At 42.7% G+C, this 12,529-nt stretch carries 8 protein-coding genes; all 8 read left to right on the top strand.

Going from position 1 to position 12,529, the window contains the following annotated elements; genetic code table 11:
• Window positions 1–1,204: immunoglobulin-like domain-containing protein (locus tag ACTQX6_RS11760; RefSeq protein ID WP_441657527.1), on the top strand; the 1,204-nt coding region annotated here is incomplete at its 5' end.
• Window positions 1,205–1,387: 183 nt separating this feature from the next.
• A complete protein-coding gene (locus ACTQX6_RS11755) occupies window positions 1,388–3,121 on the top strand; it encodes an NAD(P)/FAD-dependent oxidoreductase (protein ID WP_441657528.1) in 1,734 nt (577 codons plus the stop codon).
• Entirely contained in the window at window positions 3,118–4,365 is a 1,248-nt protein-coding gene (locus ACTQX6_RS11750; RefSeq protein ID WP_294688895.1) for an NAD(P)/FAD-dependent oxidoreductase, read from the top strand. The genes ACTQX6_RS11755 and ACTQX6_RS11750 overlap by 4 nt, the downstream gene beginning before the upstream one ends.
• On the top strand, window positions 4,362–4,718 hold the full coding sequence (locus ACTQX6_RS11745) for a DUF1667 domain-containing protein (protein WP_441657529.1): 357 nt from the start codon (window positions 4,362–4,364) through the stop codon (window positions 4,716–4,718). Before ACTQX6_RS11750 ends, ACTQX6_RS11745 begins: the two co-directional genes overlap by 4 nt.
• Window positions 4,711–6,276, top strand: coding sequence for an FGGY-family carbohydrate kinase (locus tag ACTQX6_RS11740; protein WP_441657722.1), 1,566 nt, complete (start codon window positions 4,711–4,713; stop codon window positions 6,274–6,276). Before ACTQX6_RS11745 ends, ACTQX6_RS11740 begins: the two co-directional genes overlap by 8 nt.
• A gap of 2 nt (window positions 6,277–6,278) precedes the next feature.
• A complete protein-coding gene (locus ACTQX6_RS11735; RefSeq protein WP_117445135.1) occupies window positions 6,279–8,006 on the top strand; it encodes an FAD-binding oxidoreductase in 1,728 nt (575 codons plus the stop codon).
• A gap of 71 nt (window positions 8,007–8,077) precedes the next feature.
• Window positions 8,078–8,638, top strand: coding sequence for an alkyl hydroperoxide reductase subunit C (ahpC, locus tag ACTQX6_RS11730; RefSeq protein ID WP_117445136.1), 561 nt, complete (start codon window positions 8,078–8,080; stop codon window positions 8,636–8,638).
• 290 nt (window positions 8,639–8,928) lie between these two features.
• Entirely contained in the window at window positions 8,929–12,477 is a 3,549-nt protein-coding gene (gene nifJ / locus ACTQX6_RS11725) for a pyruvate:ferredoxin (flavodoxin) oxidoreductase (protein WP_320802808.1), read from the top strand.
• Window positions 12,478–12,529 lie beyond the last annotated feature (52 nt).

Below are 12,529 nucleotides of genomic sequence, written 5' to 3'. Positions count from 1 at the left end.
TGCAAAAGGGGATACAGTCAAGGCTGTTGAACCGGAAACAACGAGTTTCAAGGCGGAAGACGGTATATGGAAATTCAAATCGTATGATGCAAAGAGCAAAGAAGTCAATGACGAGAACCTCAAAGAGGGAAAGATCCAGTTTGTGGGAACATGGATATTTTCACCTTATATGACTTCTTTAAATGCGATTCCAACAATCGATGCCGAAGACCAAACCCTGACGGTTGGAGATGCCTTTGATCCTGCAAATGGAGTAACGGCAACAGATACAGAAGATGGAAACCTGACAGAAAAGGTGGAAGTCCTGGAAAACAAGGTACCAACCGATGAAAACGGAAATACGACAGAAGCCGGATCGTATACAGTGACGTATAAAGTCACCGATTCCAAAGGCGCATCGAGCACAAAGACCATTACAGTGACTGTAAATCCGTCTATGGAGGAACTCAACCATATTCCGCGTATCACTGCCGATGATCAGGTGTTGATAGTAGGGGATACGCTGAACGTATTCAACAATGTCAGTGCCATGGATGATAAAGACGGAGAACTTACAGGTTCAGTCAAGGTCATCGATAATACGGTACCAACCGATGAAAACGGAAATACGACAAAAGTCGGATCCTATACGATTACTTATCAGGTAACGGATTCTCAGGGTGCCTCCAGTACGAAGACCATTACAGTGACTGTAAATCCGAAGATGGAAGAACTGAACCGGATTCCAACGATTGAAGCCGAAGATAAAACTTTGACAGTAGGGGATAGTCTTGAAGTGATGAGAGATGTTACGGCAACGGATGCAGAGGATGGAGATGTAACAGATAATATCCAGATTTTGGAAAACAAAGTACCAATGGATGAAAGCGGAAAGACGACACAGGCGGGAACGTATATGATTACTTATCAGGTAACGGATTCCCAAGGAGCCTCCAGCACCAAGACGATTACGGTGACGGTAAAGGAAAATACAAATAATCAATCTTCGCAGCCGGAAAAAGACAACAATAATCCATCAAACGGCAAAGGAAACACATCCACACAGGAAAAAAATACAAATAAAGAATCAGGCAAAGAAGCAAAAGGCTCCAAAGGAACGAAGACATCTACAGGAACTTATGCAGCCGTATTCAGCGGTATTGCGAGCGTATCTTTAGCTCTATTATGTGGGTTAATGATTATTCAAAAAAGACAGAAGCGATGATAGAAAGAGTCAGTGAGAAACTGACTTTTTTCTTTTGTGACTTGTTGAGATATAAAGTCAAAAAGCATATAATAGAACTATACATAGTAATCATATAGGGAATTAGCAGATATCATATTTTTTTAACCGTTGATGTAAGCGCTTACTTAAAGCGCTGCATATAAAGAAAGGTAGGACTGTTCTATGAATGCACATTCATTGGAGAAGAAGCTGAACAGGATGTTGTATAAATTGTATCCTGGTCAGTTTTCAGTTCAGGTTACGGAAGATTCCATTGTGGTAAAGGGGTTTAGTGAAGATTGGAATCAGATCGTGGATGTTTGTCAAAGGTGTGTTACGAAAAATTCACCGTATCATGTGGTCAATGATATAAAGTTTTTAAATCATGAACCGAAGCAAATGATTGTTCCGCACAAAACGAGTCAACAATATGATCAGAAACATTATGATGTTGTGATTATCGGTGCGGGTATTTCGGGTGCCAGTATCGCAAGAGAGTTGGCTCGCTTTGATTTGTCTATTTTATTGTTGGACAAAGAGACCGATGTTGCGATGCATGCTTCCAGTAAGAATGATGGTGAAGTTCATCCTGGTGTTGACTTGCCAAAAGGAAGCTTGAAACAGAAATACGTGGTAAGAGGCAACCGTATGTATGACAGGATCTGTAAAGAATTGGATGTTCCCTTTTATCGCAGAGGACAATATGTTGGTTTTACACAGGCCTGGTTAAGACCGGTCGTAGAGGCTTTTGCACTTCAAAGGAGAGTGGAATGTGGTGTGGATGATACTAGAGTCATCAGTGCCAAAGAGGCATTTAAACGAGAGCCAAATCTTTCCAAAGACATTCAGTTTGTTCTCTACAATCCGAGTGCCGGGTGTGTCTCTCCATATGGATTAACGATCGCATATGCGGAAAACGCCGTGATGAATGGTGCTGAAATCGCATTGAATACAGCTGTTCTGGGTATGGAGGTTCAGAAGGGAAAAATCGTATCCATTCAAACGAACCAAGGGACGATCTATCCTAAGATCGTTATAAATTGCGCCGGAGTTTTTGCCGAAGATATTGCGCGTATGGCAAAGGATCGTTTCTATTCGATTCATCCACGGCGAGGAACGGATTTGATTCTGGATAAAAAGGCAAACTTTCTGACAAAATCGATCGTATCTACGAAAACGTTGGGACAACAAGCCAATCAACATACGAAAGGTGATGGCATTATGCGAACGGTCGAAGACACGATCTTAGTGGGACCGAACGCACAGGAAACATACGAAAAAGAAGATTTTTCAACCTATCCCGAAGATATTGATGCCATTATTGCACGCCAGTCTAGAACGTGTCCGAAACTCGCAAAAAAAGATGTGATTGCGTATTACACCGGCATTCGTGCGGCCACATTTGAAGAAGATTACATTTTGGAATGGGGACATCATACAAAGAATCTTTATCATGTGGCAGGTATTCAATCACCGGGTCTTACTACGGCACCGGCCGTTGCCGTGGATGTTAGTCATGCCGTGGTAGAACGATTACGTATCTATCAGGAAGTAAAAGAGAATAAAGCGTTTGATCCGATTCGGAAAGGAATCCCTATGCTTAGAACCATGTCGTTGCAGGAACGCAATGATCTGGTCGGGAAAAATCCGGATTATGGTATTATGGTCTGTCGCTGTGAAGAAATCAGTAAAGGGGAAATTTTGGATGCTTTGCGATCGCCTTTAAAGGTTCACACTCTGGATGCCGTAAAAAGAAGATGCAGACCGGGTATGGGGCGTTGTCAGGGTGGCTTTTGCGCTCCCCTTGTCGCAAAAATGATCAGTGATGAATATCAGATTCCTTTGGAAGAAGTGATAAAATCGACTGATGGCTCGAATCTGGTTTATAAGAGTAAAAAAGGAGGCGCATCCCATTGAAACACGTACATACTATTGTGATTGGTGGAGGGCCGGCAGGGCTTGCCGCTGCAATCAGTGCTCATAAACAAGGTGTCAGTGTCCTTTTGATTGAAAGAGAATCTAAGTTGGGAGGTATCTTAAAACAATGTATTCATGATGGGTTTGGTCTGGATCGTTTTAAGGAACGTTTAACAGGTCCGGAATATGCGAAGCGATTCATCGATGAATTGGACGCCTTATCCATTGATGTTCTTTTATCGACAACCGTGCTTCATATTGCCAAAGAAAAGGAAGGCTATTGTCTGGATGTGGTCAATGCCGATGGTGTTGCGCGCTATAGCTGCAAAAGTCTTGTACTTTCTACCGGCTGTCGTGAAAGAACAAGCCGTCAGGTCTTCATTCACGGACAGCGGCCATCGGGGGTTTATACAGCCGGCAGCGCACAATATTTTATGAATATTCTAGGTATGTTGCCAACCAGACGATGCGTTATTTTAGGAAGTGGTGATATCGGATTGATCATGGCAAGGCGGTTGAGTCTTGAAGGTGCCCAGGTATTGGGAGTCTATGAAGCAAAGCCGACTCCCAGCGGTTTGACAAGAAACTTGCTTCAATGTCTGGAAGATTACAATATTCCATTGCATCTTTCCCACACCGTGACAAAAGTGTACGGAGATTCCAGATTGGAAGGTGTTGAAATTTCAAAGGTGGATGAAAACATGCATCCGATTCCGGGAACGTCTTTTCGCGTCGATTGCGATGCCTTGATTCTTTCTGTTGGCTTGATTCCGGAAAATGAATTGGCAGAATCGTTATCGATTTCTTTGGATCCAAAAACCAAAGGCCCTTTTGTAGATCAATACTTCATGACAGAAAAAGAAGGTTGTTTTATCTGTGGGAATGCACTGCATGTCAATGATCTGGTGGATCATGTTTCGTATTGTGCGGAAAAAGCCGGTACTTATGCAGCACAGTATGAAAATAAAAAACATTATGATCAGCCGATTCAGGTAGAGGGGAATTTTGGATACTTCATTCCGCAAAGGATTCGTTATCCTTTGCAAGAGGATCCGATTGCTTGTTATTTTAGAGTGAATCGGGAAATGAAAAAGGCAAAGTTTTCTTTGATTGTGAATGATCAGATAGTCTATACCAAGGTATTCCATCATGTGAAACCACCGGAAATGGAATTTTTAGAGTTGAAACAAGATCTTTTTAAAGGGGCTAAAAAGATTTCTGTAAAAATGGAGGGGTTACTATGAAAGAGATGATTTGCATTGTATGTTCCAATGGATGTCACTTAAAAATTGATTCATCCAAAGAAGAAATTAAAGTGACGGGTAATTTGTGCCCCAGGGGAGAAGCGTTTGCCAGGGCGGAGATGACTTGTCCTATGCGAACCATTTCATCCACTGTAAAAACCACATCTTCCGTACAGCCGGTTGTCAGTGTTAAAGTCAGTCAGGAGATTCCTAAATCCAAAATTTTCGATGTGATGGACCAGATTCAGAGTGTTGTGCTGGATCATGACCTGGATGTCGGACAACCGGTCATTCAAAATGTCTGTGATCTGGGTGTGGATGTTATTTTGACTACATCATTCAGGAATGGATAAGACTATGGCAGATCCTACGATATTGACCTTTGATTTAGGTACGCAAAGCATGCGAGCCATGGTTGTCAATCGACAGGGGAAAATCTTATATTATGCGCAATATAAATATCCGAAGCCTTATGTCAGTATCCAGCCGGGATACGCTGATGTCGATCCGATGATGTATTACAGGACCATGCGGATTTTAATGGATCAGCTCTATAAACAAGATACACATTGTCTTCAGGATTGTGCAGGAGTGACTTTAGCCTGTATCCGGGATACGATCATTCTTTTAGATGAAAATAAAAAGCCGATTCGTGATGCCATCTTATGGCTGGATCATCGGCTGGCCGATGATACTTCACGTATTCCGGGATGGGTATTAAAGGCAAGCTCTGTGGTTCACATGCGCAAGATTTTGGAGCAGCAATACTGTGCCTCTCATATTAACTGGCTCATTGAAAACGAAAAGGACAGCTATGCACGATGTACCAAAGTTGTCTTCCTGCCAAGCTTTCTACATTATCTACTGACCGGTAATTTGGTTGATACGCCAAGTAATATGATCGGACATCTTCCATTTGATTATAAACGACAGACGTGGCAGAAGGATAGAGATATCAAGCGTTATATGTGCGATATCCCAAGAGAAAAGCTGGTCGATTTGGTCACAGAAAGTGTTTTGGGTACGATTACCGAGCAGGCAAGCTTAGAAACAGGAATTCCCGAGGGATTGCCATTGGTGGCAACCGGCAGTGATAAGGGGTGTGAAACGTTAGGTGTTTCAGCTATTCATCCTTATCAGGCCTCTCTTTCGTTTGGAACAACGGCTACCATTCAATTCACTCTCAATAAATATGTCACACCGGAAAAGTTTTTGCCTTCCTATCCATCTGTACTGGATGGTTACTACAATCCGGAAATTGAAATCTTTAGAGGGTATTGGCTGATCTCGTGGTTTAAAAAAGAGTTTGCGGCCAAGGAGGTGCAGCTGGCCCAGGAAATGGGAATTGCACCGGAAGACTTATTAAATGAACAATTAAAAAATATACCCTGTGGCAGTGAAGGATTGATCCTCCAACCTTTTTGGACACCTGGTGTAATCAATCCCGATGCCAAGGGAAGTATGATTGGTTTTCATGATGCACATACAAGAATTCACTTGTATCGTGCCATTATTGAAGGAATTGGCTATGCGCTTTATAATGGTATGATCCATATGCAGGAGCGAACCGGAGTACCGATTGAAGAAGTCTTTGTATCCGGCGGTGGATCACAATCGGATGAAATCTGTCAAATCACAGCGGATATTTTCGGTGTGAAGGTCATTCGCATTCAGACACATGAAGCGACCGGAATAGGGGCCAGTATTGCCGGCTTTACCAAGCTAGGGTTTTTTCAAAGCTACCAGGAAGCAATTTCTTCTATGGTTCATATCAAGGACAGCTTTACTCCCGACATGGAAAATCATCGTATTTATCACGATTTGTATACCCAAATTTATCGAAAGATTTATCCATCCTTGGTGCCGTTATATCGTAAATTATCAAATTTGGTAAAAAGAAGGGAAAGATAGACATGAAACCATATAAAGATTTTGAACCGAACTGGGTAAAAGAGGCAGCGCCGAAGCGCTCTTATCGATCCATTTTTCGCTGGGGTGATCCAGAATTTGTGAAATATCCAAAAGAATCGTTGTATAAGACGATGAAAGATATTTTTAAGATGACCGATGCGGATTTCCGCCAATATGCCCTGAATCTGGGAGAAGACGAAGTCAAAGATTTGCCAAAGAGTCAGTTGGATCCTGCATTGATCGAGGAACTGATTAAAATTTGCGGCAAAGACCATGTGAGCATTGATGATTACGATCGTTTAAGCGTGGCCTATGGAAAAACGGCATACGATACGTTAAGACTTCGTGAAAAACAGGTAGACAGTTTGCCGGATGTCGTTGTATATCCATCCACTTCCAGAGAAGTAGAAGCTGTTGTGGATTTTTCCGTACGCCATAAGATTCCACTTTATGTCTATGGCGGAGGAAGTAGTGTAACTATGGGTGTAGAACCGACCAAAGGCGGTATTTCTTTGGATATGCGAAGAAACTTTCAACATGTCATTGAATTTAATGAAGTGGACCAGACCATCACGGTGCAATCTGGTATGAGTGGACCTAGGCTGGAAAGCTTGTTGAATGATGCCGTAAAACAATTTGGGGCCAAGCGTGCCTATACGTGCGGCCATTTCCCACAGTCGTTTGAATACAGCAGTGTCGGCGGATGGGTCGTGACCCGTGGTGCCGGACAAAACAGTACGTATTATGGCTGTATTACCGATCTCGTAATGGGACAAAAATATGCTACCCCGATCGGTGTGATTCATACTTCCACCTATCCACAGGAAGCTACGGGTCCAAATCTGAATCAGATCATGATGGGTAGCGAAGGCGCCTTTGGTGTATTGACCGAAGTGACTTTAAAAATATTCCGCTATATGCCGGAAAACAGAAAGCGATTCTCCTATATGTTCAAAGATTGGAATACAGCCATGAATGCGGCCCGAGAGATGATGCAGTGTGAAGCCGGGAAGTCGAGCGTATTCCGCTTATCAGATGCGGAAGAGACATCTTTGATGTTGAAACTTTATAATGTCGATGATACACCTCTGCAAAACTTACTGGAGATGAAAGGCTTCAAAGAGAATGAACGCTGTCTGTTTTTAGGCTTTACAGATGGTGAAAAAGGATACAGTGCCAATGTTGCGCATAAGATTAAAGAGATTTCCAAGAAATTTGGCGGTCTAAGTCTAACCGGATATGTCACAAAGAACTGGGAGAAGGGACGATTTAATGATCCGTATTTGCGTGATACGATGATGGACTTTGGCATCATTACCGATACTTTGGAATGTACGGTGAAATGGAGCAATATGGCACAGGTTCATCGTGATGTCCGTGAAGTCTGTCATAAATTACCGAATACGGTAGTCACAACCCATATGTCACATTGTTATCCACAGGGAGCAAATTTGTATTTCATCTTTATTACGCGCATGAGCGATAAAGAAGAATTTAGACGATATCATTCCAGCATCTTAGATGCGATCTTAAATGCCGGAGCGACCATGAGTCATCACCATGGAATCGGCAAGATGTTCGGTCCATGGCTTCAAAGTCAGATTGGGGATAAAGAATATGGTATTATCAAGGCTTTAAAACAATATTTTGATCCAGAGAATCTGATGAATCCAGGTGGTACGTTAGGCTTGGATATTGACGAATCAAAGCGTCATTTCAAGCAAGAATAAAGCAGAGAGCGTTTGAGTTGCACATAGCTAACTCTTAAGTTAGAATGTACTTACTTAGGAGGTAAAAAATTATGTCATTAATAGGAAAAAATGTTTCAGAGTTTCGTGTAGAAGCGTATCAGAATGAGCGCTTCATCACGGTTACGGATAAAGATCTTTTAGGCCACTGGTCGGTGGTTGTCTTCTATCCTGCTGATTTTACGTTTGTGTGTCCAACGGAGTTGGAAGATCTGCAGAATACGTATGAAGAATTCAAAAAAGAAGGATGTGAAGTGTATTCGGTTTCTTGTGATACACACTTTGTTCATAAGGCATGGCATGATGCCAGTGACCGAATTTCTAAAGTCGAATATCCGATGTTAGGAGATCCAACAGGAAAACTGGCCAGAGATTTTGGTGTCATGATTGAAGAAGAAGGATTAGCTTTGCGCGGAAGTTTTGTGATTGATCCAGAAGGTGTGATCAAGGCGTATGAGATCCATGATAATGGAATCGGACGAAGCGCTAAAGAACTGCTTCGTAAAGTACAGGCTGCCAAATTTGCGGCTGAACATGGAGAAGTGTGTCCGGCCAACTGGAAACCGGGAGCCGATACATTAAAGCCGGGTATCGATCTGGTTGGAAAACTCTAAAAGACAAACAGTTTTGAAACGTATAAAGCAGATGTGATGGTCAAAGAGGTCAGCATCTGCTTTTTTTTGTACAAAAGACAGATGTGAAAGCGAATTTCTGTTCATCTTTCGGGTTGTATGGTAGTATGAGAATAAATACATAGTATGTTAGTAGGATATGTATAACAAGAGGTGATGTGATCGAACCAGAGTTTAGATTGGCAGATATTCTTTCTATAGTATTTAAATAGAAGAAACTGCAGCATATGAAAGTGTTTTAGCAGAAAAACTGTTTTTTAAGGAGGAAAATCATGGTTAGAAAACAACAGTCAATGGATGGAAACCAGGCAGCGGCTTATGTTTCCTATGCTTATACAGAAGTGGCTGCCATTTATCCGATTACACCTTCCACACCGATGGCCGAACACACGGATGCCTGGTCAGCCAAAGGCCAGAAGAACATCTTCGGTCAGGAAGTGCAGCTGGTGGAAATGCAGTCAGAAGCCGGTGCAGCCGGTGCCCTGCACGGATCATTGAGCGCCGGGGCTCTTTCAACTACGTATACTGCCTCACAAGGTTTATTGTTGATGATCCCCAATATTTATAAAATTGCCGGTGAACAGCTTCCGGCGGTCTTTGATGTCGCATCTCGTGCGGTGGCAAGTCATGCCTTATCGATTTTCGGAGATCATTCTGATATTTATGCGTGTCGCCAGACCGGAGCTGCCATGCTTGCGGCATCCAACGTACAGGAAGTGATGGATCTTACACCGGTTGCCCATTTGGCAGCTTTAAAAGGAAGTCTGCCATTTATTAATTTCTTTGATGGTTTTCGAACATCTCACGAAATCCAGAAGATCGAAGTATGGGATTATGAAGATCTAAAAGAGATGATGGATATGGAGGCGTTAGAGACTTTCCGTCAGAAAGCTTTAAATCCGAATCATCCGGAGTCAAGAGGTTCTTCACAAACACCGGATATCTTCTTCCAAAACCGTGAAGCCAGCAATCCGTATTATGAAAAGATGCCGGCGATCGTGCAGGGATATATGGACCGAATCAATGAAAAGATTGGTACAAATTATAAATTATTCAACTACTATGGTGCCAAGGATGCGACATCCGTCATCGTGGCTATGGGATCGGTTTGCGATACGATTGAAGAAACAGTGGATTATTTGAATCAAAAAGGTGAGAAAGTCGGTCTTGTCAAGGTGCGCTTATATCGTCCGTTTGATGCCAAATCCATGGTCAATGAGTTGCCAAAAACCGTTGAATACATTAACGTATTAAGCCGTACCAAAGAACCGGGATCTTTGGGAGAACCATTGTATTTGGATGTATTGGCAGCCGTGCAGAACACACCGTTTGAACACATTCAAATTCACTCCGGACGTTATGGATTAGGATCCAAAGATACGACACCGGCTGACATTGTCAGTGTGTTCCATAATACGAATAAATCGGTATTTACCGTTGGTATTATCGACGATGTGACACATCTCTCTTTGGACAGAGGGGAAGAAATTAACGTACTTCCTGAAGGAACCATCAGCTGTAAATTCTGGGGACTTGGATCCGACGGAACGGTTGGTGCCAACAAGAACTCTATTAAGATCATTGGGGATAACACAGAGCTGTTTGCACAGGCCTATTTTGAATATGATTCGAAAAAGTCAGGTGGCGTCACGGTATCGCATCTTCGCTTTGGAAAACATCCGATCAAAGCACCGTATATGGTCACAAAGGCCAACTTTGTCGCTTGTCATAATCCTTCCTATATCAATAAATTTGATATTGTTCAGGATTTGGTGGATGGCGGTAGCTTCTTGTTAAACTGTCCATGGAATGAAAAAGATCTCGAAGAGCGTTTACCGGGTCAGGTTAAAGCCTATATTGCCAACCATAATATTCATTTCTATACGATCAATGGAACACGTATCGGTCATGAGATTGGCTTAGGTGGACGCATCAATACGATCTTACAGGCTGCCTTCTTTACGATTACCGGTATCATTCCGGAAGAGAAAGCCATTTCTTTGATGAAAGAAGCCGCTAAAAAAGCATACTCTAAAAAAGGGGATGCGATTGTACAGATGAACTATGCCGGTATTGATGCCGGAGCAAAACAGTTTGTCGAAGTGAAGGTACCGGAGCATTGGAAAGATGCGGAATATGAAGAGTTTAAGACTTATGAGCTAAAAGGTACAAGAGATGCCAAAACGGTAGATTATGTCGAAAAGATCCAAAAGGTAGTCAATGCGCAGAAGGGAAATCTCTTGCCGGTTTCCACCTTTTTAGAATATGCCGATGGTTCGGCTCCGGCAGGAACTTCACAGTTCGAAAAACGTGGAATTGCGGTCAATATGCCGATTTGGCAGCCAGATAAATGTATTCAGTGTAACCGCTGTGCCTTTGTCTGTCCACATGGGGTCATTCGCCCGTTTGCCCTTACAAAAGAAGAGGCCGAAAGAGGACCGAAAGGCATGGAAGTTGTTGACTTAAACGGTGTGCCGGAAATGAAATTCATGATTGCCGTATCGGCATTGGATTGTACCGGCTGCAGCTCTTGTGCCAATGTCTGTCCGGGCAAGAACGGTGAAAAAGCGCTTGTAATGGAAAGTATGTCGAAAAATGAAGGTCGCCAGGCTTTCTTTGATTATGCCAGAGAGCTACCGATCAAAGAAAATGTGTTGGAGAAAGTAAAGGAATCTACACTTCGCGGAAGTCAGTTCAAACAACCATTGTTGGAGTTCTCCGGTGCCTGTGCCGGTTGTGGAGAAACGCCGTATGCGAAACTTATCACCCAGTTATTTGGAGATCGTATGTATATTGCCAATGCGACCGGCTGTTCATCCATTTGGGGACATTCGGCACCATCAACGCCATATACTAAAAATGCCAAAGGACAGGGGCCGGCATGGTCAAACTCGTTATTTGAAGATAATGCGGAATTTGGTTATGGTATGTATCTGGCACAATCGGCAACACGTAAACGCTTAGCTTCTAAAGTACAAAGTGTTCTTTCGACACAGAGTGATGCGGATGTTCAGGCAGCCGGTAAAGCGTATTTAGAAACATTCCATGATGGAGCGGCGAATGGAAAAGCTACGATCAATTTAATCTCTGCACTAGAAAAACTGAAAGATAAAAATGAGGATGTGCAGGAAATATTACGCGGCAAAGATTCTTTATCCAAAAAATCACAATGGATCTTTGGCGGTGACGGATGGGCTTATGATATCGGCTTTGGTGGATTGGATCATGTGATAGCCTCCGGAGAAGATGTCAATATCTTTGTCTTTGATACCGAAGTGTATTCCAATACCGGTGGGCAGTCTTCCAAAGCAACCAATATTGGGGCAACGGCTAAGTTTGCAGCTGCCGGAAAAAACGTAAACAAAAAAGACCTGGCAGCAATCGCCATGAGTTATGGAAATGTATATGTTGCTCAAATTTCGATGGGTGCTGACTTTAACCAGACATTAAAGGCCATTCGGGAAGCTGAAAGCTATCCGGGACCATCTTTGATCATTGCGTATGCGCCATGTATTGAGCATGGAATCAAAAATGGAATGGGCAAATCACAGACGGAAGAAAAGCTGGCGGTCGAATGTGGTTACTGGATCAACTTCCGTTATAATCCATCGGTGCAGGGCAAAAAGCTGGTGATTGACAGTAAAGAGCCGGATATGGATAAGTTCCATGATTTCTTAATGGGAGAAGTTCGTTATGCTTCTTTGAAAAAATCAAATCCGGAACATGCCGAAAAACTGTTTGAAGAAAACAAGCGTTACGCGCTACACCAGTATCGCCGTATGAAAAAACTGGTAGAAGTCTACGACGAAACGGAAGCCTAGTCGCTTATGACTGTATTCTCACTGTATGGTGAGGATACAGTTTTTTTTCTGT

It is taken from the genome of Faecalicoccus sp. LCP19S3_E2 (genome assembly GCF_052121255.1).
Taxonomy (GTDB): Bacteria; Bacillota_I; Bacilli_A; order Erysipelotrichales; family Erysipelotrichaceae; genus Faecalicoccus.
The sequence above is the reverse complement of the archived record's forward strand: the minus strand, read 5'-3'. Positions and strand labels throughout refer to the sequence as shown.

Bases quoted from the DNA above. Each gene is read 5' to 3' on its own strand.
- ACTQX6_RS11755 (WP_441657528.1), top strand. From the start codon at position 1,388: ATGAATGCACATTCATTGGAGAAGAAGCTGAACAGGATGTTGTATAAA.
- ACTQX6_RS11745 (WP_441657529.1), top strand. From the start codon at position 4,362: ATGAAAGAGATGATTTGCATTGTATGTTCCAATGGATGTCACTTAAAA.
- ACTQX6_RS11740 (WP_441657722.1), top strand. From the start codon at position 4,711: ATGGATAAGACTATGGCAGATCCTACGATATTGACCTTTGATTTAGGT.
- ACTQX6_RS11735 (WP_117445135.1), top strand. From the start codon at position 6,279: ATGAAACCATATAAAGATTTTGAACCGAACTGGGTAAAAGAGGCAGCG.
- ahpC (WP_117445136.1), top strand. From the start codon at position 8,078: ATGTCATTAATAGGAAAAAATGTTTCAGAGTTTCGTGTAGAAGCGTAT.
- nifJ (WP_320802808.1), top strand. From the start codon at position 8,929: ATGGTTAGAAAACAACAGTCAATGGATGGAAACCAGGCAGCGGCTTAT.